Origin of the sequence: Sphingomonas faeni (assembly GCF_040407495.1) — a bacterium.
GTDB lineage: Bacteria > Pseudomonadota > Alphaproteobacteria > Sphingomonadales > Sphingomonadaceae > Sphingomonas > Sphingomonas faeni_D.
Window position 1 is genome coordinate 236990 of the sequence record NZ_JAPZPP010000005.1, and the last position, 25054, is coordinate 262043.

Annotated in this window: 21 protein-coding genes; 16 read left to right on the forward strand and 5 right to left on the reverse strand. The window is 66.1% G+C overall.

Annotated elements, in window-relative coordinates:
- Positions 1-287: 287 nt before the first annotated feature.
- From moaB to O6W96_RS16105, 3 genes are read right to left on the reverse strand one after another with little or no spacing between them, the layout of a single operon-like run.
- On the reverse strand, positions 288-815 hold the full coding sequence (gene moaB / locus O6W96_RS16095; RefSeq protein ID WP_353470502.1) for a molybdenum cofactor biosynthesis protein B: 528 nt from the start codon (positions 813-815) through the stop codon (positions 288-290).
- Positions 816-820: 5 nt separating this feature from the next.
- Entirely contained in the window at positions 821-2692 is a 1872-nt protein-coding gene (locus O6W96_RS16100) for a lytic transglycosylase domain-containing protein (protein WP_353470503.1), read from the reverse strand.
- Positions 2689-3471 carry a uracil-DNA glycosylase gene (locus O6W96_RS16105; RefSeq protein ID WP_353470504.1) on the reverse strand — a complete coding sequence of 261 codons (783 nt, stop codon included), beginning with the start codon at positions 3469-3471 and terminating at the stop codon, positions 2689-2691. Before O6W96_RS16105 ends, O6W96_RS16100 begins: the two co-directional genes overlap by 4 nt.
- A gap of 140 nt (positions 3472-3611) precedes the next feature.
- Here O6W96_RS16105 and O6W96_RS16110 point away from each other — a divergent pair, with 140 nt between their 5' ends.
- The 6 genes from O6W96_RS16110 (at position 3612) to O6W96_RS16135 (ending at position 11321) form a co-directional block, all read left to right on the forward strand.
- Positions 3612-5267 carry an electron transfer flavoprotein-ubiquinone oxidoreductase gene (locus tag O6W96_RS16110; protein ID WP_353470505.1) on the forward strand — a complete coding sequence of 552 codons (1656 nt, stop codon included), beginning with the start codon at positions 3612-3614 and terminating at the stop codon, positions 5265-5267.
- A 28-nt stretch (positions 5268-5295) separates the two neighbouring features.
- The gene (locus O6W96_RS16115; protein ID WP_353470506.1) at positions 5296-6681 is read left to right on the forward strand and encodes a tetratricopeptide repeat protein; all 1386 of its coding nucleotides are present in this window, start codon (positions 5296-5298) and stop codon (positions 6679-6681) included.
- Positions 6682-7014: 333 nt separating this feature from the next.
- Positions 7015-7935, forward strand: coding sequence for a 4-(cytidine 5'-diphospho)-2-C-methyl-D-erythritol kinase (locus O6W96_RS16120; RefSeq protein WP_353470507.1), 921 nt, complete (start codon positions 7015-7017; stop codon positions 7933-7935).
- Between the two features lie 331 nt (positions 7936-8266).
- Positions 8267-9340: a recombinase RecA gene (gene recA, locus O6W96_RS16125; RefSeq protein ID WP_056047175.1), complete on the forward strand. Its 1074-nt coding sequence runs from the start codon at positions 8267-8269 to the stop codon at positions 9338-9340.
- A gap of 503 nt (positions 9341-9843) precedes the next feature.
- The gene (locus O6W96_RS16130) at positions 9844-10680 is read left to right on the forward strand and encodes a class I SAM-dependent methyltransferase (protein WP_353470508.1); all 837 of its coding nucleotides are present in this window, start codon (positions 9844-9846) and stop codon (positions 10678-10680) included.
- 17 nt (positions 10681-10697) lie between these two features.
- A complete protein-coding gene (locus O6W96_RS16135) occupies positions 10698-11321 on the forward strand; it encodes a glutathione S-transferase family protein (protein ID WP_353470509.1) in 624 nt (207 codons plus the stop codon).
- Between the two features lie 229 nt (positions 11322-11550).
- On the opposite strand, the gene O6W96_RS16140 is transcribed toward O6W96_RS16135, so the two are convergent.
- On the reverse strand, positions 11551-12888 hold the full coding sequence (locus O6W96_RS16140; protein ID WP_353470510.1) for a dicarboxylate/amino acid:cation symporter: 1338 nt from the start codon (positions 12886-12888) through the stop codon (positions 11551-11553).
- 71 nt (positions 12889-12959) lie between these two features.
- On the opposite strand from O6W96_RS16140, the gene O6W96_RS16145 reads away from it, so the two are divergent.
- The 3 genes from O6W96_RS16145 to O6W96_RS16155 all read left to right on the forward strand — a co-directional run bounded on the left by O6W96_RS16145 (position 12960) and on the right by O6W96_RS16155 (position 17801).
- Positions 12960-14240: a M24 family metallopeptidase gene (locus O6W96_RS16145; RefSeq protein ID WP_353470511.1), complete on the forward strand. Its 1281-nt coding sequence runs from the start codon at positions 12960-12962 to the stop codon at positions 14238-14240.
- A gap of 347 nt (positions 14241-14587) precedes the next feature.
- Positions 14588-17239 carry an alanine--tRNA ligase gene (gene alaS / locus O6W96_RS16150; protein ID WP_353470512.1) on the forward strand — a complete coding sequence of 884 codons (2652 nt, stop codon included), beginning with the start codon at positions 14588-14590 and terminating at the stop codon, positions 17237-17239.
- Positions 17240-17294: 55 nt separating this feature from the next.
- Complete coding sequence (locus O6W96_RS16155; protein ID WP_353470513.1) at positions 17295-17801, forward strand: hypothetical protein; 507 nt, start codon at positions 17295-17297, stop codon at positions 17799-17801.
- Between the two features lie 9 nt (positions 17802-17810).
- On the opposite strand, the gene O6W96_RS16160 is transcribed toward O6W96_RS16155, so the two are convergent.
- Complete coding sequence (locus tag O6W96_RS16160; RefSeq protein ID WP_353470514.1) at positions 17811-19451, reverse strand: thiamine pyrophosphate-binding protein; 1641 nt, start codon at positions 19449-19451, stop codon at positions 17811-17813.
- A 91-nt stretch (positions 19452-19542) separates the two neighbouring features.
- Here O6W96_RS16160 and O6W96_RS16165 point away from each other — a divergent pair, with 91 nt between their 5' ends.
- From O6W96_RS16165 to O6W96_RS16195, 7 genes are all read left to right on the forward strand, one after another.
- Positions 19543-20442 (forward strand): SMP-30/gluconolactonase/LRE family protein, encoded by a 900-nt coding sequence (locus O6W96_RS16165; RefSeq protein WP_353470515.1) that lies wholly within the window; start codon positions 19543-19545, stop codon positions 20440-20442.
- Positions 20443-20675: 233 nt separating this feature from the next.
- Positions 20676-21386: a CoA transferase subunit A gene (locus O6W96_RS16170; RefSeq protein ID WP_060523860.1), complete on the forward strand. Its 711-nt coding sequence runs from the start codon at positions 20676-20678 to the stop codon at positions 21384-21386.
- 110 nt (positions 21387-21496) lie between these two features.
- Complete coding sequence (locus tag O6W96_RS16175) at positions 21497-22318, forward strand: HAD family acid phosphatase (RefSeq protein ID WP_435372231.1); 822 nt, start codon at positions 21497-21499, stop codon at positions 22316-22318.
- Positions 22318-22626 (forward strand): DUF5076 domain-containing protein, encoded by a 309-nt coding sequence (locus O6W96_RS16180; protein ID WP_056047204.1) that lies wholly within the window; start codon positions 22318-22320, stop codon positions 22624-22626. The genes O6W96_RS16175 and O6W96_RS16180 overlap by 1 nt, the downstream gene beginning before the upstream one ends.
- A complete protein-coding gene (locus tag O6W96_RS16185; RefSeq protein ID WP_353470516.1) occupies positions 22626-23261 on the forward strand; it encodes a CoA transferase subunit B in 636 nt (211 codons plus the stop codon). Before O6W96_RS16180 ends, O6W96_RS16185 begins: the two co-directional genes overlap by 1 nt.
- Positions 23261-23944, forward strand: coding sequence for a glutathione S-transferase family protein (locus O6W96_RS16190; RefSeq protein WP_353470517.1), 684 nt, complete (start codon positions 23261-23263; stop codon positions 23942-23944). The genes O6W96_RS16185 and O6W96_RS16190 overlap by 1 nt, the downstream gene beginning before the upstream one ends.
- Positions 23911-24834, forward strand: a complete 924-nt coding sequence (locus O6W96_RS16195) for an alpha/beta hydrolase (protein WP_353470518.1) — start codon at positions 23911-23913, stop codon at positions 24832-24834. The genes O6W96_RS16190 and O6W96_RS16195 overlap by 34 nt, the downstream gene beginning before the upstream one ends.
- Positions 24835-25054 lie beyond the last annotated feature (220 nt).

Here is a 25054-nt window from a genome sequence, read left to right on the forward strand (position 1 = left end):
GGCGTGCCAGTTATATAATACAGTGATACAGCCGTGCTAAATCGCGGAAACTACGACATGTTTTGCTGCGTCAGGGACTCGCGCCTCTAAGGACAATCGTCGTGGCACACGCCACATATTGGCAAAAACCTCGGCATATTGGCTTGAATTGCGGTACGAGCGTTCCGGCCGATCGCTGCATTTCCAAAGCCGAGGTTTGCAATCATCGGTCGTAAGACGGTCGACATCGGATGGTTCAAGGGAAGATGCTGAACCCTGACCGGTACGTGCTCGTCGGGGAAAAGCGCTCAGCGTTCCATCAGCCGCGGCATCAGCTCGACGAAATTGCACGGGCGGTGGCGGCTGTCGAGCTGATCGCGCAAGATACCGTCCCAGCCGTCCTTCACCGCGCCGGTCGAGCCGGGCAGCGCGAAGATATAGGTGCCGTGCGATACACAGGCACACGCGCGGGACTGGACCGTCGAGGTGCCGATCGTCTGGTAGCTGAGCATGCGGAAGAGCTCGCCGAAGCCGGGAATCATCTTCTCGGCGACCTGCTCCACGGCTTCAGGCGTCACGTCGCGCCCGGTCACGCCGGTGCCGCCGGTAGTGATGATGCAGTCGACTTCCGGATCGCCGATCCACGCGTGCAGGTGCGAGACGATCGTCTCGACGTCGTCCTTCTCGATCCGACGATCGGCGAGAACATGCCCCGCCTCGGTCAGCCGCGCGACCAAAGTGTCACCCGAGCGATCCTCGGCAAGGCCACGCGTGTCGGACACGGTCAGCACCGCAATTCGGACCGGCAGGAACGTCCGGCTTTCATCAATCGGCATGAAACTCAGTCCGCGCGCGTGACGGTGGTGGATTGCGGTCCGACGCTGGCGTTCACCGCGACGGTGGCGTTCAGCGGCGCCGTGCTGGCACGATATTGCGTGTACGGCTTGGCTGCCATCCGCACCGCGGTCGCACCCGGCAGGCCGGGGAAGCGTGGCCACATGCCCTGCGCCAGCGCATTGCGGCTGGTGGAGGCCTTCTTGCCGCCCTGTGCCTCGTACATCCAGTAGTTGCGCAGCACGGTGGTCACATAGCCACGCGTCTCCCAGTATGGGATGCTCTCGATATACATCAGCGGGTCGCCGTTATCATGGACGATCGCGTTCCAGTCGCCGACCGGGCGGGGGCCCGCATTATAGGCCGCGATAACCTTGGGCAGCAGCCCGCCGGTGACGCCGGCCATGTCGCGCAGCCGCTCCAGATGACGCTGGCCGATCGCCATGTTGGTCGACGGCTTGGTCAGAGCCTTCATGTCGATCGCAGTGCCGCGTTCGCGCGCGAAATCAGTCGCGGCGGCAGGCATGATCTGCATCAGGCCGTACGCGCCGGCCGGGCTCTTCACGGTGTTGCGGAACCGCGATTCCTCAAGCGTGTGCGCGTACACCAGCGCCTTGTCGATGTGCCAGCCGCTGTCGGGCGTCCAGTTCGGCGTCGGGTAGCGCGCCTCGGCGGTCGAGGTGACTCCCTGTGGACAATTGTGCGCGAGGAAGACGGTGGTCGCGGGCAGGCTCAGCGCCTCGGAGACCCGCACCAGATTGCCGAATTCGCGCGGGTCGCCGATCTTCGCCTGCTGGCGGATGACGGTGTCCGCGAGTTCGGTCTCGCCGACTTCGACCAGCGCCGCGGCGACGCGGACGTTCGGACGCTTGCCGACGACTTTCCAGTCGCTCGCGACCAGGCCGCCGACCGCAGTGCCCTTGTCCTTCATCGCCAGCTGCTGGCGGGCGAGCTGGCCATAGAAGCTTTCGCTGAACTGCGCCGCTGCCTTCAGCCGACCCTCGATCTTGTCGGGGCGCGAGCACACCATGTCCGCGCGCGATGCCCAATAGAGTGCCGCCGCGCGCAGATCGACGTCGCCGGCGCGTGCGGCGACGCCTTCGAACCCGGTCTCGGCATTCGCACAGTCGTTCTGCCGCCATGCCGACAGCGCATTGACCCAGCGGCCCTGGACCGCCCAGTCGCCGACGCCGTCCTGCGCCTTGGTCGCCATGACCCGCGCATTCACGTCGTCGCCCTGCAGGAAATAGATCCACGCGATCTTCTGCTGCCACTCGGTCAGCGCCTCGGGAGTGAGGCCCGGCGTGCTCTCCAGCAACGACTGCGCTTCGCGGCCCATGTCCGCCTTGACGTAGGGCTGCATCTTGAGCGCAAGATCGGCGGCGATCATGTCGCCTTTCAGGCTCTTGGCGCGGACGCGACGTGGCGCGCCGTCCTGCCAGATCAGCCGCTGTGCCGCCGGCAACGGGGGCAGACCGACCGCGCCGCGCATTGAGGCAAGGCGCGCAATCTGTTCGGCTTCGGGCAGTTCGGGCGCCTCGTTCAGCAGCGCGACGAGTGGCTCCATTTCGACCTTGGGCGAGCCCTTCGCCGTATACATCTCGGCGCGCGCGATCGCGTGCAGCGGGCCGGGCTTCATCGTGTCGAGCCCGATCTGTGCGTCGGTCCACTTGCCGTCGCGGATCGCCGCGAACACGGTCTTGTAGGCCTCGCGCTGGCCCGCATCGAGCTGGTCGGGGATCTGTTCGATCGTCGGCGCACCGATCAACTGCGTCGTGCCGAGCCGCGCGTCGCCAGCGGGCTCACCGGCGACGGTCGCCGCGAGTGCTGGAAAGGGGAGGGCGCTGAGCCCCAGAACGATAGCTAGAGTCCGAATCATCTCACACCCTCTTGCGACGTCAATCCGCGCATCAGCATCTGCAAATCCTTCCAGGCCTCGGCCTTGGCCGCGGGCTTCTCGATCAGAAACCGCGGGTGAAAGCTCGCGACCACGCCGGCCTCGTCGGAAGCTTCGCCAGACGCCGAACCGGACCCCGTTTCTCCGGTCTTATGGTTAAACTCGTGTAAACGCCCACGCGCGCCCTGTAATTCCGTCCTGAGGATCGCACGGCTCGCCGCATTGCCGAGCAGCAGCAACCGCTTGGGCGCGACCAACCCAATGTGATGCTTGGCGATTTCCGAGAGCCGCGCCTCGACCTCGCTCTGGATCCGCCCCGCCGTCGGCCGCTTCGCGCACACCGCCGCGAGATGCACTTCGTCGCGCGTTAGACCGATCGCTGCGAGCATCTTGTCGAGCAACCGTCCCGACGCACCACTCAGCAATGCGCCCGCATCGCCATCGTCCCGGTCCGGGCAATCGACAAGCACCATGACCGTAGCGTCAGCCGGGCCGACCGCGGCCAGCGAAACCCCGTTCCAGTCCGCCTCGGGAACCTCCGCACCGCTCCGCCAGTTAAGGAAGTCGGCAAGCAATGCTGGCATTGCGGATGGTGCAATCGCGGGTGCTGCAGGCTTGGCAGCTGGTACGACTAGCGGTTCGGGCGCCGCAAACCAGTCGCGAGGAACGTCGTCGACCAGCGTGTCGACGCCAGCCTCGTGCCACCAGTCGAGCGCGCTCGCCGCTGTATTTCGCCAGTCGATGGTTTGGTCCGCCCCCACGGAGTAACCTATGCTGCACGGTTGACGTGGCGGTCAACTCGGGCAATCGCCATATTGGACAAGACGGTGCCGGCCCGAGCCCGAACGAAGGGCAGGGGCGGATAGACTGGGCTAGAGGGGACATCCCCCGGGAGACGATGATGACGACACGTGAATCGATGCCCTATGATGTGGTGATCGTCGGCGCAGGCCCGGCCGGTCTCTCGGCAGCGATCCGTCTGAAACAGCTGGCCGCCGAGAAAGAGGCTGAGATCAGCGTCTGCGTGCTCGAAAAGGGCTCCGAAGTCGGCGCGCATATCCTGTCGGGCGCGGTCATCGATCCCAAGTCCCTCGACGAACTCCTGCCCAACTGGCGCGAGGACGGCTGCCCGCTCGCCGAAGTGCCGGTGACCGAGAACCATCACTGGATCCTGACCGAGAAGGGCAAGCGCGAGCTTCCCGAATTCCTGACCCCGCCGTTCATGCACAACAAGGGCACCTACACCGGCAGCCTTGGCAACCTCTGCCGCTGGCTCGCGGGCAAGGCGGAGGAACTCGGCGTCGAGATCTTCCCAGGCTTTGCGGCCGCCGAAATCCTGTTCAATGACGATGGCTCGGTGAAGGGCGTCGCGACCGGCGACATGGGCGTCGCGCGCGATGGGACGCACAAGTCGGACTACACGCCAGGGCTCGAACTCCACGCCAAATACACCTTCTTCGCGGAGGGCGTGCGCGGTCATCTTTCGAAGGAGATCATCCGCCAGTTCGATCTCGCCAAGGACAGCCAGCCGCAGGTCTACGGCCTCGGCATCAAGGAGTTGTGGGACATCGATCCCGCGCTCCACAGCCCCGGCCGCGTCATCCATACGCAGGGCTGGCCGCTCGGCGACGATGCAAACGGCGGCAGCTGGCTGTATCATCAGGCGAACGGGCAGGTGTCGCTCGGCTTCGTGACATGGCTCAACTATTCCAATCCCTATGCATCGCCCTTCCAGGAAATGCAGAAGTGGAAGACGCACCCGGAGATCGCCGCGATTCTCAAGGGCGGCAAGCGCGTGTCTTACGGCGCGCGCGCGATCAACGACGGTGGCTTGCAGTCGATTCCGAAGCTCGTCTTCCCGGGCGGCGCGCTGATCGGCTGCTCGGCGGGCTTCCTCAACGTGCCGCGGCTCAAGGGCACGCATGGCGCCATGAAATCGGGCATGATGGCCGCAGACGCCGCTGCGGAAGCGATCGTATCGCAGCGCAGCCATGACGAACTGGCCGCCTATCCCGAGGCCTTCGACGCATCGTGGCTCAAGAAGGAGCTCTCGGTCGTCCGCAACGTCGTGCCGCTGGTCAAGAAGTTCGGCGATCTGGTCGGGTCGGGGCTCGCCGGCGTGACGATGTGGCTCGAGCATTTCGGGATCAAGATGCCCTTCACGATGGGTCATCATCCCGACAACGAGAGCCTGTGGCGCAAGGACCAGGTCAAGAAGCCGGTCTACCCGAAGGCCGACGGCGTCCTCACCTTCGATCGCCTCTCGTCGGTGTTCATCTCGAACACCAACCACGAGGAGGACCAGCCGGTCCACCTGACGCTCAAGGACCCGGCGGTGCCGATAGCCTACAACCTGCCGATGTACGACGAGCCCGCGCAACGCTATTGCCCGGCCGGCGTTTACGAAGTTGTCGGCGAGGACACGTCTGATCCAAAGTTCGTCATCAACGCGCAGAACTGCGTCCACTGCAAGACCTGCGACATCAAGGACCCTACCCAGAACATCAACTGGGTCGTACCCGAGGGCGGCGGAGGCCCCAATTATCCCAATATGTAAGCGTCTGTTTTTAGCACTCGGTTTCGCCATGGCGGCGCCCGCCACCGCGGCGCCGGCGGACCTTTCCGCCTATCTGAAGGCCCGTGCCGCCGATGCCGCCGGCGAGACGGGCTTGGCCGCCGCCAGCTACGCCAAGGTGCTGGCGGCATCGCCCGACGATCCCGTCGTCGCGATCCGCGCCTATCGTGAAGCGCTGGAGGCCGGCGACATGTCGCTCGCGACCCGTGCCGTCGCGGTGCTCGACAAGGCCGGCGTAGCCCCCGCCGACGCTGCGCTGATCCCGCTCGCCGATGCCGCCCGTCGCAACGATTCGAAGGCCGCGAGCGCAGCGATCGCCACGTTGTCGAGCGGCCCGCTCGTAGTCCTCGCGCCTTCGCTTTACGCCTGGGTCGCACAGGCCGAAGGTCGCGATCCCGAGCCATCGCTCGCGACCGCAGCAAAAGACCCCGTCGCCAACCGCTTCGCCACCGAGGCACGCGCGCTGATCGCTGCGGCACCGCGCAAGCAACCGCTGTCGATCGGCATCTCGCGCCTGCTCGCCCGCCTAGCCAGCGACCTCAGCGCAGGCGAACCCTCGCCGCTCTCGATTGCGCTCACCCAGGCAGCCCTGCGCGCCGACCCCAGCTACGACGCAGCGCGCGTTCTCCTCGCCGATGCGCTCGCCCGCAACAAGCTGGTCGACCGCGCGCTCGTCGTGCTCGACGGCGTCGACGCCAGGAGCCCCTCCGCACCGGCCGCCGCCGCCGAACGCATCGACGTCCTCGCCACCGCCAACCGCGACGGCGAAGCGCTCGCCGCTGCCAAGAACCGCGTCGACCAGAAGGGGTCGGAGCCCGCCGACTGGCAACGCTACGCCGACCTGCTGCTGACCACCGGCAACCCCGCCGAAGCCGCGACTTGGTACCAGCGCGTCATCGCCGCGGACGGCGCCAGGGGCGGCAGCTGGGGCAACTGGCTGCAATATGGCGGCGCACTCGACCAGGCCGGCCGCTGGCCCGAAGCGCGCGATGCGCTCGAAAAAGCCGTCGCCCGCGGCCCCGCGCAACCGCTCGCGCTCAACTATCTCGGTTTCGCGCAAGTCGAGCACGGCGACGACATACCCGCCTCGATCAAGCTGCTCGAACGCGCCACCCGTATCGACCCGACGAACGCGTCGATCACCGATTCGCTCGGCTGGGCCTATCACCTCTCCGGTGACACCACCCGAGCGCTTCCCCTGCTCGAAACCGCCGCGCAGGCCGAACCCACCAACGCCGAAATCGCCGACCACCTCGGCGACGCCTATTGGAGCACCGGTCGAAACTACGAAGCGCGCTACGCCTGGCGCGCCGCCTTGCTGACCGCCGAACCCGCAGACATCGCGCGCATAACCGCCAAGATCGCCAGCGGCCTTCCCGCCAACGCCCGCCGCTGAAACCCCTCCTCTCCCACCGGAAGAGGGAAAGGGCCCGCAGGCGTGGGGAGGGCAAAGCGAGTTGACGGCGAAGGGGCCGCTTCGCGAGATCACAACGAATTCTGAGCGCCGGACGAACCGCGGAAGTGATCGCGATACCGCCAGCAACTAGCGAGGTGCACGGCACCTCAGGTCCGCCGTCATCCTGACGAAAGTCAGGATCCAGAGCCAAGGACGGCAGCAATCGTTACCTGGATCCTGACTTTCGTCAGGATGACGTGCTTAAACCCGCAGACATCGCGTATTACGCTAAGCCGCGCTGGAACCCTTCGCAGCCAACTCCCGAGACCGACAATGCCCGCCATCACCGAACCAGCTCCCGCGAAGATCAATCTCGCCCTCCATGTCCGTCACCGCCGCCCCGACGGCTACCACGACTTGGAAACCCTCTTCGCCTTTGCCACCGACGGCGACCTGATCACGGTAGAACCCGCCCAAGCCAACAGCTTCACCATAACCGGCCCCTTCGCCGCAGCCCTCCTCCCAAACACCCCCCCGAAGAAGGCCGGGGCCCAATCGGGCACGGCAAATGACGAAGCACCCCGCTCGTCCAGCGGCACTCCAGGCAACGCCCCCTGGCATGGCAACCTAGTAACCGCCGCAGCAGACGCCTTCACCACCGCGTTCGCTCCAGAAACCCACCACGCCATAACTCTGGAAAAGCACCTCCCCATCGCGTCGGGCATAGGCGGAGGCTCAGCCGACGCCGCCGCCACGCTCCGCGTGCTAGCCCGCCTCCACGGCGTACCCCCAACCGACCCCCGCCTCCACGAAATCGCCGCAAAGCTCGGCGCAGACGTCCCCGCCTGCCTCGCCAACCGCACCACGCTCGGCACCGGCAAAGGCGACACTCTCACCAATCTCGAAGGTCTGTCCGGCACCCCCCTCCTGCTCGTAAACCCAGGCGTCGCGGTCTCCACCGCCGCCGTCTTCAAGACATGGGACGGCCACGACCGAGGCCCGATCCCCGAAGGCAATCTCCTCGATTGTGCCTCCGAAGGCCGCAACGACCTAGAGCCCCCCGCGCTGGCGCTCGCCCCCATAATCGCCGAAGTCCGCACGCTCCTCGACGCAGCACACGGCGTCCTCCTGTCCAGAATGTCCGGCTCCGGCGCCACCTGCTTCGCGCTGTTCGAAACCGCCGAAGCCAGAGACACCGCCGCCACGGCCGCGCAAGCCCGCGGATGGTGGACGCTCGCAACGACGCTCGCCTGATTCAATGCGCCCCCGAATAAGCCCGCCCAATAAAGACTGAGCGGATATCGATCAAAGATCGCCGCCTACCCCGTCATTCCCGCGGAAGCGGGAACGCATACCGGCTGGCGTCGCAGTCTGATCGCTGGCCTTCGAGGCTGGGGATCCCGTCTTGTATCGAAGCGGCCGAACTGCGCAGTGCCGCGAACGGCACTTGCACGAAGGCGACCAAGCCCCAAATCTTTTCCCACAGACCCATCGTTCCCTACTTGTTCCATGAGAACAAAGAGAATACATGATGTTTGACGCGTTGAATGGCACGCGCGCTTGCTTTAGCGATGGGAGCTTATCAATGGCCGCTAATCTGAAAGTGATCGACACCGGCATGGCAACCGCAACCAACGACCGCCAGAAGGCGCTCGACGCCGCGCTCGCGCAGATCGACCGCGCCTTCGGCAAGGGCTCGGCAATGCGCCTGGGCTCCAAGGAAACCATGCAGGTCGAGGTCATCTCGACCGGCTCGCTCGGGCTCGACATCGCGCTCGGTGTCGGCGGCCTGCCGCGCGGTCGCGTGATCGAGATCTACGGTCCGGAAAGCTCGGGCAAGACCACGCTCGCGCTCCACGTGATCGCCGAAGCGCAGAAGGGCGGCGGCACTGCGGCGTTCGTCGATGCCGAGCACGCGCTCGACCCGGTCTATGCCAAGAAGCTCGGCGTCAACATCGACGAACTGATCGTGTCGCAGCCGGATACCGGTGAGCAGGCGCTCGAGATCGTCGACACGCTGGTCCGCTCGAACGCGATCGACGTGCTGGTGGTCGACTCGGTCGCAGCACTCGTGCCGCGTGCCGAAATCGAAGGCGAGATGGGCGACAGCCATGTCGGCCTCCAGGCCCGCCTGATGTCACAGAGCTTGCGCAAGCTGACCGGCTCGATCAGCCGCTCGCGCTGCATGGTGATCTTTATCAACCAGCTCCGCATGAAGATCGGTGTCATGTATGGCAACCCCGAGACGACGACCGGCGGCAACGCGCTGAAGTTCTACGCCTCGGTCCGCCTCGATATCCGCCGCATCGGCGCGATCAAGGCCGGTGAAGAGGTAACGGGCAACCAGACGCGCGTGAAAGTCGTCAAGAACAAGGTCGCCCCGCCGTTCAAGCAGGTCGAGTTCGACATCATGTACGGGCAGGGCGTCTCGAAGCTCGGCGAGATCCTAGATCTTGGCGTGAAGGCGGGCCTCGTCGAGAAGTCGGGCGCGTGGTTCAGCTATGACAGCGTCCGCCTCGGTCAGGGTCGCGAGAACTCGAAGACGTTCCTCAAGGACAACCCCGAAACCGCCGACCGCCTCGAAAAGCAGATCCGCGCGCGCACCGACAAGGTCGCCGAGGAAATGATGGCCGGCCCCGAAGAAGGCGACGACGCCTGATTTTCCTACCCTCTCCCTCCGGGGAGAAGGAGGGATCCGTCGCTCTGGCAATGGGAGAGTGAGGGCACGCGGTTGATAGTGTAGGGGGGCGGCATCGGGCTTGCATCGGCGTCAGCCTCGGCTTTGTGACGACGTCTGATTTCTACGTAGGCATCGTACCGCCGTTCTTCCAACACTCCACCCCGGCGAAGGCCGGGGCCCAGTTGGAAAGGTGGCAATAACGAAGCGCGATCTTTCGTTACGATCATATCCCAACTGGGCCTCGGCCTCCGCCGGGGTAGCTGTTCCTACCGATCAACAACACCCGCCCCCCTGTTCTCCCGCGAAGGCGGGAGCCCAGTCTGGATCCCCGCCTTCGCGGGGAAACAAGGAAGCGAAGATCAGCGCGCCAAGCTCGAGAAAGCCACAAAATCCCGCAACACAAAACCTGCGCCGGCGTCTACACTTCCTATACTCCACTTCAAACCACTGCCCCGAACCGCAACCAAAAAGCACCCCAGCCCATGACCACCGCCTACGACTGGACCGGCAGAATTGGCGACGTCTGGGCCAAGGAATGGCGCCGAACCGACCGCAGCTTCACCAACTTAACCCCGCATTTGAACGCCGCGATCCTAGCCGCCGCCATCCCCCAAACCCATGAGACTATCGATATAGGCTGCGGCGCGGGAGCAACCTCACTAGCTACCGCCCAAGCCATTCCGACCGCGCAGATAACCGGCATAGATCTCTCACCCACCCTGATCGAGATCGCCAAACACCGCGCCAAAGCCCAAGCCAACGCTAGGTTCGAGTGCGCGGACATCACCGCCGCCGCCCCGAACCACGCCCCAATTGACCTCTACGTCTCCCGCCACGGCGTCATGTTCTTCGCCGACCCCGTCGCCGCCTTCACGACATTCGCCGAAGCCGCCGCTCCCGACGCAGCTCTCGTCTTCTCTTGCTTCGCCCACCGCGCCGCCAACCGCTGGGCCACGGAAATCATCACCGCGACCGGCGGTAATGCCGACGCTCCGGCAACCACCGCACCCGGCCCCTTCGCCTTCGCCGACCCGACCTATGTCGCGAGCATCCTCAAGAAATCCGGCTGGCATGTCGCGTCACCCGAGCGTGTCGGATTCGCCTATCGGGCGGGAGAGGGCGCCGACCCCGTAATCGACGCCGTCGACTATTTCCGCCGCATCGGCCCCGCGGCTTCTGCCATCCGCGACGCCGCCCCCGAGGAACGCGATGGTTACATCGCGCGTCTCACCCAGGTCTGCGACCGGTACCGAAGTGGCAACACGGTGGAATTCCCCGCCGCCGCCTGGATCTGGACCGCGCGCAAATCGTCCGAATAGAACTCAGGGGGCTCAGCATGATCATCGTCCACCATCTCGAAAACTCGCGATCGCAGCGGATCCTGTGGATGCTCGAGGAGTTTGGCCTCCCCTACGAGATCAAGCGCTACAAGCGGAACAAGCAGACCATGCTCGCCCCGCCCGAACTCAAGCGAGTCCACCCGCTCGGCAAGTCGCCGGTGATCGAGGATGATGGAGCCGTAATTGCCGAAACCGGCGCGATCGTCGAATATCTCGTCGACAAGGCGGACGGCAGGCTAGGCGCCCCCGCCAACCGCGCCGACGCGCTGCGCTACCGGTTCTGGCTCCACTATGCGGAAGGCTCGATGATGCCGCCGCTACTTCTGAAACTCGTCCTCGCGCGCGTCCCGATCCTTGGCAAGGCAGCGACCAAGAAGATCCAGCCGATGATCGACGTCCATCTCGACTATGTCGAATCCGAACTGTCGAAGCGCCCCTGGTTCGCCGGCGCCGAAATGACCGCCGCCGACATCATGATGAGCTTCCCCCTCGAAGCCGCCCGCAGCCGAGGCGGTCTCAACGAGTCCCGCCCCGCGACGATCGCATGGCTGGCGAAGGTCCACGCACGACCCGCGTATCAGGCTGGTCTAAAGAAGGGCGGGCCCTACGCCTACGCTTGAGGGATGCAGGTCAGAAGCCGCATCGAGGCTGAGAACGCAACTTTCCCCTGAACACCACCCCGGCGAAGGCCGGGGCCCAGTTGGAAAGGTTGGAGTAACGAGGCGCGGCGGTCACCGTTAGCGTCCCCCAACTGGACCCCGGCCTTCGCCGGGGAGGAACTTCTTCAGTGGTCCGCCAGCGTAAAAGGGCAACCTTGAGAGGCCACCGGTTCACAATGGCCGTCCACCCTCAAACCTGCCCCGGCCCGATCTTCTCATAGCTGTCCACATCCACCTTCGGCCCATGCCCGGTCGGCGCATGCGGAAAATCCCGATCGGCAGGCTCGCGCTCATCGAGCCCGCCCTCCCACTTCGCCACCACGGTCGCCGCCACCGCATTCCCGATCACGTTCGTCGCCGAGCGCCCCATGTCGAGGAAATGATCCACCGCCAGGATCAGCAGGATCCCCGCCTCCGGAATCTTGAACATCGACAGCGTCCCCGCGATCACCACCAGCGATGCGCGAGGCACCCCCGCAATCCCCTTCGACGTCACCATCAACACCAGCAGCATCGCGATCTGCTGCCCGATCGGCATGTGGATCCCGTAAGCCTGCGCGATGAACAGCGACGCGAACGTCATGTACATCATCGACCCGTCGAGGTTGAACGAATAGCCCAGCGGCAGCACGAAGCTCGCGATCCGCGGCGGCACGCCGAACCGGTCGAGCGCCTCCAGCGTCCGCGGATACGCCGCCTCCGACGACGCTGCCGAGAAGGCGAGGATCAACGGATCGCGAATATACCGCACCAGCAACCGCGTCCGCGGACCGATCAGCAGGAACGCGATCCCGATCAGCATCGCCCACAGCAGCGCGAGGCCGATATAGAAGCCCAGCATGAAATAGCCGAGCTGTCCGAGGATGGTCGGCCCCCGCTCGGCGAGCGTCGCGGTCACTGCCGCGAACACCGCGAACGGCGCGAACCGCATCACGTAATTGGTGATCTGGAGCATCACCGCGACCAGCGCCTCTATCGCCTTCACCAGCGGCGCGGCCTTCTCGCCGACCGCGGTGATCGCAACGCCGACGAACACCGAGAACACGACGATCTGAAGAATCTCGTTGCCCGCCATCGCCGCGATCATCGAATCGGGGACGATATGCGTGATGAACTTCGCGAGATCGAACGCCGCGCGGTCGACGCCGCTCGACGCGGTCGCCGGCGGGATCGCGAGCGCGAGCCCGACGCCCGGCTGCAACACGTTGACGAGGATCAGGCCCAGCGTGAGCGACAACAGGCTCGCGCAGATGAACCAGCCAAGACTGCGCAATCCGACCCGCCCGAGCGCACCGGTATCGCCCATATGCGCGATGCCCACGACCAGCGTAGAGAACACCAACGGTGCGATGATCATCTTGATCAGCCGCAGGAACAGCGTCGTCACGATCGAGAAATAGCCGGCGATGTCCTTCAGCCGTTCGGCGGACTCGGCCGTGCCGTCGTCGATCGACGCGTTCAGGATCCAGCCGACGACCATCCCCGCGACGAGGCCGAACAAGATGTAATAGGTTAGCCGCTTGGCCATTAATCGCTCCCGAGAAGTACGAACAGGGAAGGGGATTGCGGCGCCCGGGTCAAGGACCCTATCGTCCGGCGATGTCGACCGCACCCCACAAGCCCGCCTTCAGCCCCTCGCGTCGCGACCTGCTGAGCCTCGCCATCGCGGCGCCGTTGCTGTCGACCACCGCGATCCTCCGCGCCGCCGAGCCCGACCTGTCGGCGCTGTCCGACATCACCGGACCCACCAAGCCGATCGACGCCGCCGAACGCGCCGCAAGGCTCGCCCGCGCGCAGTCGCTGATGAAGGCGGCGGGCATCGGCGCGGTCCTGATCGAGCCGGGATCGTCGATGATCTACTTCACCGGCGTCCGCTGGCACACGAGCGAGCGGCTGACGCTGGCGATCCTGCCGGTCGAAGGCGAACCGTGCATCGTTACGCCGTTCTTCGAGGAGCCCTCGGTGCGCGAGACGCTCGCCGTCCCCGCCGAGGTGCGCGTCTGGCAGGAGGACGAGAACCCGCTGGCCGTCGTCGCTGGGTTTTTGCGCGACCGGAAGCTGGCCGCGCGGCCGATCGGCCTGGAGGCGGAGGTGCGCTATTTCGCCTATGCCGGTCTCGCGCGCGTGTTGCCCGGGGCAAAGATCGTGTCCGCCGACCCGGTCGTCCGCGCCTGCCGGATGATCAAGACCCCGGCCGAGATCGCGCTGATGCAGGCGGCCACCGAGGTTACGCTGGCCGCGTATCGCTGGACCAAGCCGCGCGTCGAAAAGGGCATGACCGGCCCCGAGATCGGCGCGCTCATGAACGCCGCGACGCGCAAGCTTGGCGGCGCCCCCGAGTTCGCGCTGGCGCTGATCGGCGAGGCGTCCGCCTATCCGCACGGCAGCCGCGAGATCCACCGCGTCGCCGACGGCCAAGTCGTGCTGATGGACTGCGGCTGCACCGTGCAGGGCTATCAGTCCGACATCTCGCGCACCTGGGTCCACGGCGCGGCAACTGCCGACCAGCGTAAGGTGTGGGACCAGGTCGCCCGCGGCCAGCAGATCGCGTTCGCTGCAGCGAAGATCGGTGCGGCCGCCGGAAGCATCGACGACGCGGTCCGCCGGTATTACGAAACGCTGGGCTATGGGCCGGGGTACAAGCTACCCGGCCTGTCGCATCGCACCGGGCACGGCATCGGCATGGACGGCCACGAACCCGTCAACCTCGTCCGCGGCGAGACGACGAAGCTTGCGGCGGGGATGTGCTTCTCGGACGAGCCGGGGATTTACATTCCGGGCAAGTACGGCGTGCGGATCGAGGATTGCTTCCACATGACCGATGTGGGCCCGAAATGGTTCAGCGAACCGCCTAAGTCGATCGATGCGCCATTGGGGTAAGGCTGTTGCCGGGGATAGCTACGCTCACCGCGCGCTCCACCACCCCGGCGGAGGCCGGGGCCCAATTGGAAAGGTCGAAATAATGTAGCGTAGCGCTTCGTTATCGCCGTTCCCCAATTGGGCCCCGGCCTTCGCCGGGGTGGTGTTGCTCTTGCCGCATCGCCCATTCCCTTGTTCTCCCGCGAAGGCGGGAGCCCAGTCTGGATCCCCGCCTTCGCGGGGAAACAAGCTCTCTTCGTTTCAATCGGATGCGTGCAGCGCGCGCGTTCGCCGACACCCATCTCTACTGCACGGCCCTTCACACACCCGACTTGAGCGAACCGCCCCGCTCGCCTAAGTCCCCGCGCATGACATCGACGAACGACATCCGCCGCAGCTTCCTCGACTATTTCGGATCGCAGGGGCACCAGATCGTGCCCAGCGCGCCGCTCGTGCCGCAGAACGACCCGACGCTGATGTTCGTCAACGCCGGGATGGTGCCGTTCAAGAACGTCTTCACCGGCCTCGAATCGCGCCCCTATACGACCGCGACCTCGTCGCAGAAATGCGTCCGCGCCGGCGGCAAGCACAACGATCTCGACAATGTCGGCTACACCGCGCGCCACCACACGTTCTTCGAAATGCTCGGCAATTTCTCGTTCGGCGATTATTTCAAGGAACAGGCGATCGTTCACGCGTGGACACTGCTCACGCGCGAATGGGGCCTGTCGCCGGACAAGCTGACCGCCACCGTCTACCACACCGACGACGAGGCGTTCGATCTCTGGAAGAAGGTCGCTGGCCTCCCCGATCACCGCATCATCCGCATCCCGACCAAGGACAATTTCTGGTCGATGGGCGACAACGGGCCGTGCGGGCCGTGCTCGGAAATCTTCTACGACCACGGCGACCATATCTTCGGCGGCCCTCCCGGTAGCCCCGACGAGGACGGCGATCGCTTCGTCGAGATCTGGAACCTCGTGTTCATGCAGTATGAGCAGGAGAATGCCGAGATCGTCGGCAATTTGCCCAAGCCGTCGATCGACACCGGCATGGGGCTCGAGCGCATCGCCGCGGTCATGCAGGGCGTCACCGACAATTACGACACCGACACGTTCAAGGCGCTGATCGCGGCGTCGGGCGCGCTGACACATACCGCGACCGACGGCGCCAACACCGCCAGCCACCGCGTGATCGCCGATCACCTGCGCACCGCGGGCTTCCTGATCGCCGACGGCGTGCTGCCCGCGAGCGAGGGCCGCGGCTATGTCCTGCGCCGGATCATGCGCCGCGCCATGCGCCACGCGCACATTCTCGGCGCGAAGCAGCCGCTGATGCACCGGCTCGTCCCTGCGCTCGTCACCGAGATGGGCGCCGCCTATCCCGAGCTGTCGCGCGCACGTCCCCTGATCGAAGCGACCCTCCAGCAGGAGGAAACGCGCTTCCGCCAGACGCTCGACAAGGGACTGAAGCTGCTCGACGAAGCGACCACCGGGATGACCGACGGCACGCTGGCGGGCGACGTCGCGTTCAAGCTCTACGACACCTATGGCTTCCCGTACGACCTGACCGAGGACGCACTGCGCGAACGCAACATCGCGGTCGACCGCGAAGGCTTCGACACCGCGATGGCCGAGCAGAAGCGCGCCGCCCGCGCCGCCTGGAAGGGCTCGGGCGCGAAGGCCTCGGACGACATCTGGTTCGACATCGTCGAGCAGACCGGCGGCACCGAATTCCTCGGCTACGCATCGGATACCGGCGAGGGCGAGGTCGTCGCACTGGTCAAGGACGGCGCGCGCGTCGACCACGCCACCACCGGCGACGCCGTCGCGATCGTCGTCAACCAGACGCCCTTCTACGGCGAGAGCGGCGGACAGGTCGGCGATGCGGGCCACATCTCCAACGACTCCGGCCTGCTCGCGAACGTCACCGAGACCTCGAAGCAGCTCGGCCGCGTGTTCGTCCACCACGCGATCGTCAGCGCCGGCGAGATCAAGGTCGGCGACCCGGTCAAGCTCCAGATCGACGTCGCCCGCCGCGCACAGATCCGCGCGAACCACTCCGCAACGCATCTCCTGCACGAGGCCTTGCGCGAACGCCTCGGCACGCACGTCGCGCAGAAAGGGAGCCTCGTCGCGCCCGACCGCCTGCGGTTCGACTTCTCGCAGCCGGTCGCGATGACCGCCGCCGACATCGCGCAGGTCGAGGCCGACGTGAACGCGCAGGTCCGCGGCAACGGCGCGGTGACGACGCTGCTGATGACCCCAGACGACGCGATCGCGATGGGCGCGATGGCGCTGTTCGGCGAGAAATACGGCGACGAAGTCCGCGTCGTGTCGATGGGCTCGACCGACGAAGGCACCTACTCGATCGAGCTGTGCGGCGGCACGCACGTCAACGCACTCGGCGACATCGGCCTGGTCAAGGTGGTCGGCGAAGGCGCGGTCTCGAGCGGCATCCGCCGTGTCGAAGCGCTCACCGGCGAAGCGGCGCGCGCGTACCTGACCAGCCGTGACGACCGCCTCCGCGAGACGGCGGCAGTGCTGAAGTCGACCCCCGACGAAGTCCCGGCGCGCGTCGCGTCGCTGCTCGAAGACCGCCGCCGCCTCGAACGCGAACTCGCCGATGCGAAGAAGGCGCTGGCGCTCGGCGGTGGTGGATCGGGCGAAGCGGCTGGCCCCGAACAGATCGCCGGCGTAGCGTTCATCGGTCAGGTGCTCAACGACTTCGAAGCGAAGGGCCTGCGCGGCGCGGTCGACGAGGCGAAGCAGCGCCTGGGTTCCGGCATCGCGATGCTGGTCGCGATCAACGACGGCCGCGCCTCGGTCGCGGTCGGCGTGACCGCGGATCTAGTCGCCAGCCACAACGCGGTCGACCTGCTCAAGATCGCGGTCGCCACGCTGGGCGGTCAGGGCGGCGGCGGCCGTCCCGACATGGCGCAGGGCGGTGGTCCTGACGGCGACAAGGCCGCGGAAGCCGTCGCTGCGGTTCGCGCCGCGCTCGAGGCCGTTAATGCATAATCCTGTCGTTGCGCTAACGGACCGCGCGTAGGGTGGTGCTTTCCAGGAGAGTATCATGATCATCACGACCCTGATCCAGACGGCGTCTGCCATGCTCCCCATGGCGCCTCCGGCACCGCCGGCACCGCCGATCATGACGTCGAACGTCTTGCAGCGCGGTTTCGGCGGCGCGGCGGTCGCCGAACGCTACGTCGTCGATGTCGACGTTAGAGCGGACGGTGCGGTCGTCTGGACGGGATCGCTTCGGGTGGCATCGAATGCGGCGGCAAGCTTCCGGCGCGATCAGACCGAAGCAGAGGAAAATGATTGCGGCGTCCGGGCTGGATATCGCAGCGGCGTACAGACAGGCTTCTCGCTGCAATTGCGACCGACCAGGTTCGACGAAGCGGATAGCGGCGTCGCCGTTACGTTACGCTGGACCCGCCCTGGAACCGGGCAATGTCCGGTCCAGGCCAGCACACGAACGGTTGAAATGAACGACGTGGTCAGACTGAAGGCCGGCGAGACGGTGACGATGAAGGGGGACGGCGGGCTGGTCGTCAAACTTCACCGCCGACCGTGACGGGCAGGGTCAGCCCCGAACCTTCGCCAGCGTCGTCCCGGCGGTGATTGCTTTGATATCCGTTCTCACATGCAGCAACCGCACGCCCGACCGGGTCATCGCCTGGTCGAGCGCCACTGCGAAATCTTCGGTCCGCTCGACGGTTTCGGCCCAACACCCATAAGCCCGCCCCAGCGCGGCGAAGTCCGGATTGCGTAGCGTCGTCCCAGACACCCGCCCCGGATACTCGCGCTCCTGGTGCATGCGGATGGTGCCGTAGCCGCCATTATCCACGACGATCACCAGAATGTCCGCGCCGTGTGCCACCGCGGTTGCCAGTTCCTGGCCGTTCATCAGGAAGCAGCCGTCGCCTGCCAGGGCGACGACGGTCCGCTCCGGATGCCGCAACGACGCCGCAACCGCTGCCGGCACGCCGTACCCCATAGCCCCAGCAGTCGGCGCAAGCTGCGTCCCCGGCCCGGCATACGCCCAGTACCGATGCCACCAGCCCGAGTAATTCCCCGCGCCGTTGCAGATGATCGCATCCGCCGGTAGCCGCTCGCGCATCGCCGCCACGCAAGGCCCGAGGTCCATCACCAGATCCCGTGGAGCCGGCGTCGACCAGTCGAGCCACTCCGCATGCGCCTCTTGTCCAGCAGTCCGCGGCGGCAAGTCGACCGCCAGCAACGCCTCGGCAAACTCCGCCATCCCCGCACATACCGCCACATCCGCGCGGTACGCCCGGTGCAACTCATCCGGATCGGGATGCACATGGATCAGCCGCTGCCCCGGATGATCGGGCGTGATCAGCGCATAGCCGTCGGTCGTCGCCTCCCCCAGCCGCGGCCCGACCACCAGCAGCAGATCCGCCGCCTTGACCCGCTCGACCAGCTTCGGATTGGGCCCGTACCCCAGGTTACCCGCCCAGACCGGGCAGTCGTTCGGAATAGCATCCTGCCGCCGAAACGCCGCCGCCACCGGAATGCCGTTGCGATCCGCCCAGGTCGAGAACGCCCCCGACGCCGCCACATCCCAGCCGGCACCCCCGACGATCGCCACCGGCCGCTCAGCGGTGGTCAACAAATCCGCGAGCAAGTCCATCGTATCGGCGTCACAGCCCTGCGCCACCCGCTCGACCCGCGGCCGATCCACCGCCTCGACCACATCCAGCAGCATGTCCTCGGGCAGCGCGAGCACCACCGGACCCGGCCGCCCCGACATCGCGGTCGCATAGGCGCGCGCGACATATTCCGGGATGCGCCGTGCATCGTCGATCCGCGCCGCCCATTTTGCGATCGGTGCGAACATCGCCTGGAAATCGATCTCCTGAAACGCCTCGCGGTCGCGCGTGGCTCGGTCGATATCGCCCACAAAAAGTATCATCGGCTGAGAATCCTGCATCGCGACATGCACGCCGATCGATGCGTTGGTCGCACCCGGCCCACGCGTCACGAACGCCACCCCCGGCCGATGCGTCAGCGTCCCGTCCGCGCACGCCATGAACCCGACGCCGCCCTCCTGCCGACACACGACGAGGTCGATCGCCGGCGTGTCGTGCAGCGCGTCGAGCACCGCCAGGAAACTCTCCCCCGGCACGGTGAAAATCCGGTCGCAGCCCTGTGCGACGAGTTGGTCGACCAGGATACGGCCGCCGGTGCGTGGTGTGATCATCCGCGCATCCTGCCGTCCGTTGTGCGCGAAGTCGAGACGCGGTTACGCTGGCATCGAAGCCGGGACCGACCCGACTCGCCCGGAGAGGATCATGACAGACTTCACCACCGTCGCCGACGGCCTGCGCTTTCCCGAGGGCCCTGTGGCGATGCCCGACGGCAGCGTCATCCTCGTCGAGATCGAGGCAGGCCGCATCATCCGCGTCACCCCAGACGGAACGAAAACGACGGTAGCCGAACCCGGCGGCGGCCCCAATGGCCTCGCGATCGGGCCCGACGGCAAGCTGTATTGCTGCAACAATGGCGGCTTTGCCTGGCGCGAGACGAACGGCTTACTCACCCCGCACGGCCAGCCGGACGACTATTCCGGCGGCCGGGTCGAACGGATCGACATCGCCACCGGCGCGGTCGAGATCCTCTACAAGGACGGCGATTTCGGTTGCTCGCTGCGAGGGCCGAACGACATCGTCTTCGATTCGCACGGGGGCTTCTGGTTCACCGATCATGGCAAATCGCGCGACCGCGAACGCGACATCACCGGCATCTTCTACGCGAAAGCCGACGGCAGCCATCTGGAAGAAGTCATCTTCCCGAGCGAAAACCCCAACGGCATCGGCCTCTCGCCCGACGGCACGCGGCTCTACGCGGCGGAGACGTTCACCTGCCTGCTGATGGCGTTCAACATCGTCGCGCCGGGCAAGGTCGCCAGCGCCTCGGGCACGCCGCTCTATCGCCCCGCCGGCTACAAGTTCTTCGACTCGCTCGGCGTCGAGGCGTGCGGCAACATCTGCGTCGCGACGATCGGCGAATGCGGGATCAGCGTGATCTCGCCGGCGGGTGAGTTGGTCGAGTTCGTCGCGACCGACGACGTGTTCACGACCAACATCTGCTGGGGCGGCACGGATATGATGGACGCGTACATCACCTGCTCGGGTAGTGGGCGGCTGGTAAGGACGCGGTGGAAGCGCCCCGGCCTGAAGTTGGCGTATTGAAGGCGTCGGGAGGAAGGCTCGGCATTTCCTCCCCAACCGTCATTCCAACCCCAACCGTCATTCCCGCGGAGGCGGGAACCCATACTGGCTGACCTCGCCTCATGACCGCGATCCCTTGAGGATATGGATCCCCGCCTTCGCGGGGATGACGGAGAGATGCGGCGTGTCGCTCGACGTACGTTGCCGACCGACGGCCAGCACCTTATGCGAGGCGAAAGACGATAGGAGGATGCATGGCGAACAAGCTCTACACCGACGCGGCGGCGGCGCTCGAAGGCGTGCTGTTCGACGGCATGACGATCTGCGCGGGCGGGTTCGGGCTGTGCGGCATCCCCGAGCGGCTGATCGACGCGATCGAGGCGTCGGGCGTGAAGGACCTCACGATCGCCAGCAACAATGCCGGGATCGACGGGCAGGGCCTCGGCAAACTGCTCCGCTCGCGCCAGGTCAAGAAGATGATCTCGTCCTATGTCGGCGAGAACAAGGAATTCGAGCGGCAATATCTGAGCGGCGAACTCGAGGTCGAGTTCTGCCCGCAGGGTACGCTCGCCGAACGCTGCCGGGCAGGGGGAGCGGGCATCCCCGGCTTCTACACCAAGACCGGCGTCGGCACGCAGGTCGCCGAGGGCAAGGAAACGAAGGTCTTCGACGGCCAGGAATACATCCTCGAACGCGGCATCCGCGCCGATCTTGCGATCATCAAGGGCTGGAAGGCGGATGAAAGCGGCAACCTCATCTTTCGCAAGACCGCGCGTAACTTCAACCAGCCGATGGCGACTGCGGGGAAGATCTGCGTCGCCGAGGTCGAGGAGATCGTCCCCGTCGGTAGTCTCGACCCCGACACGATCCACCTGCCGGGGATCTATGTGAAGCGGATGATCGTCGGCGCGCCGTACGACAAGCAGATCGAGTTCCGCACCGTCCGCGAGCGGGTTTCCGCGTGAACCCGCTGCTGTTCTCCTGCGCACGCAGGAGGCCACGGTCGCGGGCGTGGCGCTTGGTATCCTGGACCCCTGCGTTCGCAGGGGCACTGGCGCTCCAAGGTTGCGTGAGCGTGTCCGCGCCGACGTCGATCTCAGCGACGCCGACTGTCTCCGCGCCCGTCACGGTCGACGGCGTCCCAGCCGGCATGCAGTATCTCTACGCCTCGGGCGAAGCCGCGGCCGTCAGCATCCAGGCCTGGAACGCGCTCGTCGGCTACGTCCGCGCGCAACGTACACCAACCTCCGTCGTCCTCGCCCAAGGCGCCTCGCTGGCTGCCCCCACCTGGACCCCCTGCGGCACCAAACCCAAAGCCGCAGTGTTCGACGTCGACGAAACCATCCTCCTGAACCTCGGCTTCGAATACGATGCGTCCTCCGGCCAAACATGGTCCGACCCGCGCTGGCAGGACTGGGAGCGCACCGGCGTCAAGCAAGTCGCCCCCGTCCCCGGCGCGCTCAATGCGCTCACGCAGCTCCGCGCGATGGGTGTCACGGTAATCTTCAACACCAACCGCTCCGCCGCCAACGCCGCACAGACTGAGGCCACGATCGAAGCCGCCGGCCTCGGCCCCGCGCGCCACGGCGAAACGCTGTTCCTCGCCGGCGACGACGCGATGGGCTCCAAGAAGGACGGTCGCCGCGCGACGATCGCTGCGAAATACTGCGTCGTCGCGATGGGCGGCGACCAGCTCGGCGACTTCAGCGACCTGTTCAACGCCGGCCAGACCCCCGCCGCGCGTCGCGCAACAGTCCAATCGCCCGCGATCGCGGCCAGATGGGGGGCAGGGTGGTTCGTCCTGCCCAACCCCGTCTACGGCACCGCGCTCAAGGGGAACCGCGACGAGGTATTCCCGCCAGCAGTCCGCTGGGCCCCGACTGGAGGCGTACGCTAATGGCCGACCACCCCAACGCGATCGCACTCGACAAGGGCGCGCAACTCACCAGCGAATCGGTCGAGGTCGCGCGCATCTGGATCACCAACGGCGCGGGCAGCAACGTCCTGATCGACGCGGGCATCCTCGAGGATCCGACCGTGTTCGGCTACCTTCTCGCCGACACGATCCGCCACGCCGCGCGCGCCTATGCGGGCACCTGGGGCCTCGACGAGGACGCCGCGTTGCAGGCGATCGTCGACGGCGTCGGCACCGAGCTCCGCGAACAATTCACGACCATCACCACCATCCAGGAAGGAATGCACTGATGCCCTGGGACCGTAACCAGATGGCCGCGCGTGCGGCGCAGGAACTGAAGGACGGCTATTACGTCAATCTCGGCATCGGCATCCCGACGCTGGTCGCGAACAACATCCCCGAGGGTATGACCGTAACGCTCCAGTCGGAGAACGGCATGCTCGGGATCGGGCCGTTTCCGTACGCAGGCGAGGAGGACGCCGACCTGATCAACGCCGGCAAGCAGACGATCAGCGAGCTCCCTTCGTCGGTGTATTTCAGCTCGGCGGACAGCTTCGCGATGATCCGCGGCGGGCATATCGACCTGACGGTGCTGGGCGCGATGGAGGTCAGCGAAGGCGGCGACATCGCCAACTGGATGATCCCGGGCAAGATGATCAAGGGCATGGGCGGCGCGATGGATCTCGTCGCGGGCGTCAAGCAGATCATCGTCGTGATGGACCACAATGCCAAGGACGGCACGCCGAAGTTCATCCCGTCGTGCACGCTGCCGCTGACCGGCAAGAACGTCGTCGACATGATCGTCACCGACCTCGCCGTGTTCCAGCGCCCCGATCACGACAGTCCGTTCAAGCTGGTCGAGATGGCGCCGGGCGTCACCGCGGACGAGATCGCCGCGAAGACTACGGCAAACTACACCGCCTGATGGGTTACACTCTCGTCACCGCGAACCGGAATTATTCGAGCTGGTCGCTGCGCCCCTGGGTCTTGATGAAGGCGCTCGGCATTGCGTTCGAGGACCGGATCGAGCCGTTCCTGGAGCCGGTGAATTACGAAGCGTTCCGCGCCTTCTCGCCGACCGGGCAGGTGCCGGTGCTGATCGACGGCGCGCGGACGGTGTGGGATTCGCTCGGCATCGTCCTCTACCTCGCCGAGCGTCACGACGACGTCTGGCCGATCGACGCCGAGGCACGCGCGTGGGCGATCTGCGCGACCGCTGAAATGCATGGCGGATTCTCCGCGCTGCGGAACGAGCGGACGATGAACGTCGGCGTCCGCGTGAATGCCGCCCCCGGCAGCGACGCGCTCGACCGCGACGTCGCGCGGATCGCCGAACTCTGGAGCGAAGGGCTCGACCGGTTCGGTGGACCTTGGCTCGCTGGCGCAGAGTTCACCGCCGTCGATGCGTTCTACGCGCCGGTTGCGTTCCGCATCCGGACCTACACGATCGACATCGGTGCGGCAGGTCTCGCGTGGGTCGAGCGGATCATCGCCCACCCGGCAATGCGCGAATGGGAAGCGACCGCACTCGCCGAGACATGGCGCGAGGAGAGCCACGAGGCAGACCTCGTGACATGCGGATCGATCACCGCGGACTTCCGCCGCTGATGCGCCGCGCCGCGATCATTGTTGCGCTGATCGTGATCCTGATCGCAGGCACGGCGTTCACCGCAGGCCCCGGCACGCTCAGCGTCCTCGACGGTATCATGGGTGGCGGTCGCGGGACGGCGCGCATCCGCGAAGGTGTCCCGTTCGGCACGCACGGCCAGAAGCTCGACGTCTGGCGCCCGTCCGGCGGCGCGAAGACCGGCCTGCCGGTGCTGATCTTCTGGTACGGCGGCGGCTGGGTCCACGGCTCGCGCGGCGCCTACGCGTTCGCCGCGCGCGCCTATGCGAAGGCGGGTTACGTCGTCGTCATGCCCGACTACCGCAAAGTGCCGGACGTCCGCTTCCCCGCCTTCCTCCAGGACGGCGCCGAAGCGGTGAAATGGACCCGCGACCATATCGCAGAGGCTGGCGGCGATCCGAACCGGATCGCCGTCGCCGGCCATTCCGCGGGCGCCTACACCGTCGCGATGCTGACGCTCGACGAGCGCTGGCTGAAGGCGGAGGGCGTCGACCCGCACATCATCAAGGCCGCGGTCGGCCTGTGCGGGCCGTACGACTTCTACCCCTTCACCGCCAAGCGCGCGATCGACGCGATGCAGGGCGCCGCCGACCCGGTAATGACCCAGCCGATCCACTTCGCGCGTCCGGACGCACCACCGATGCTGTTGATCACCGCCGGCGACGACACGCAGGTCAAGCCGCACAACGCGATCAACCTCACCGCGCGGCTGAAGGCGCTCGGCGCGCCGGTGACGCACATCGACTATCCCGGATTGAGCCACGAGAACGTCGCGATGGCACTCTCGAAACCATTCCGCGGCAAGGCGCCGGTGTTGGCCGACAGCGTCGCCTTCCTGAACAAAGCGATGCCTCCCCTCCCGTCATCCTGACGAAAGTCAGGACCCAGGATACCAAGCACCGCCCTCCGTAACTCTGGATCCTGACTTTCGTCAGGATGACGGGGCAGGGGGCGATCCCTCCTTGTTACCCATCGAAGGCGAAGACCCAGTCTGGCCCCCCCCTCGCGGAAGAACAAGCTTCTCGCGATCGCTCCACGCGCACGCTTCAGCGACCGAAAATTACATACAACCTTGGCGCAGCACCCCTTTT

What these genes read in the sequence shown, in the direction of transcription:
- O6W96_RS16120 (WP_353470507.1), top strand. Translation starts at nt 7,015, where the DNA reads ATGCCCGCCATCACCGAACCAGCTCCCGCGAAGATCAATCTCGCCCTC.
- moaB (WP_353470502.1), bottom strand. Translation starts at nt 815, where the DNA reads ATGCCGATTGATGAAAGCCGGACGTTCCTGCCGGTCCGAATTGCGGTG.
- O6W96_RS16185 (WP_353470516.1), top strand. Translation starts at nt 22,626, where the DNA reads ATGCCCTGGGACCGTAACCAGATGGCCGCGCGTGCGGCGCAGGAACTG.
- O6W96_RS16170 (WP_060523860.1), top strand. Translation starts at nt 20,676, where the DNA reads ATGGCGAACAAGCTCTACACCGACGCGGCGGCGGCGCTCGAAGGCGTG.
- O6W96_RS16140 (WP_353470510.1), bottom strand. Translation starts at nt 12,888, where the DNA reads ATGGCCAAGCGGCTAACCTATTACATCTTGTTCGGCCTCGTCGCGGGG.
- O6W96_RS16115 (WP_353470506.1), top strand. Translation starts at nt 5,296, where the DNA reads ATGGCGGCGCCCGCCACCGCGGCGCCGGCGGACCTTTCCGCCTATCTG.
- recA (WP_056047175.1), top strand. Translation starts at nt 8,267, where the DNA reads ATGGCCGCTAATCTGAAAGTGATCGACACCGGCATGGCAACCGCAACC.
- O6W96_RS16165 (WP_353470515.1), top strand. Translation starts at nt 19,543, where the DNA reads ATGACAGACTTCACCACCGTCGCCGACGGCCTGCGCTTTCCCGAGGGC.
- O6W96_RS16155 (WP_353470513.1), top strand. Translation starts at nt 17,295, where the DNA reads ATGATCATCACGACCCTGATCCAGACGGCGTCTGCCATGCTCCCCATG.
- O6W96_RS16180 (WP_056047204.1), top strand. Translation starts at nt 22,318, where the DNA reads ATGGCCGACCACCCCAACGCGATCGCACTCGACAAGGGCGCGCAACTC.
- O6W96_RS16195 (WP_353470518.1), top strand. Translation starts at nt 23,911, where the DNA reads ATGCGGATCGATCACCGCGGACTTCCGCCGCTGATGCGCCGCGCCGCG.
- O6W96_RS16145 (WP_353470511.1), top strand. Translation starts at nt 12,960, where the DNA reads ATGTCGACCGCACCCCACAAGCCCGCCTTCAGCCCCTCGCGTCGCGAC.
- O6W96_RS16190 (WP_353470517.1), top strand. Translation starts at nt 23,261, where the DNA reads ATGGGTTACACTCTCGTCACCGCGAACCGGAATTATTCGAGCTGGTCG.
- O6W96_RS16135 (WP_353470509.1), top strand. Translation starts at nt 10,698, where the DNA reads ATGATCATCGTCCACCATCTCGAAAACTCGCGATCGCAGCGGATCCTG.
- O6W96_RS16100 (WP_353470503.1), bottom strand. Translation starts at nt 2,692, where the DNA reads ATGATTCGGACTCTAGCTATCGTTCTGGGGCTCAGCGCCCTCCCCTTT.
- O6W96_RS16130 (WP_353470508.1), top strand. Translation starts at nt 9,844, where the DNA reads ATGACCACCGCCTACGACTGGACCGGCAGAATTGGCGACGTCTGGGCC.
- alaS (WP_353470512.1), top strand. Translation starts at nt 14,588, where the DNA reads ATGACATCGACGAACGACATCCGCCGCAGCTTCCTCGACTATTTCGGA.
- O6W96_RS16110 (WP_353470505.1), top strand. Translation starts at nt 3,612, where the DNA reads ATGACGACACGTGAATCGATGCCCTATGATGTGGTGATCGTCGGCGCA.
- O6W96_RS16160 (WP_353470514.1), bottom strand. Translation starts at nt 19,451, where the DNA reads ATGATCACACCACGCACCGGCGGCCGTATCCTGGTCGACCAACTCGTC.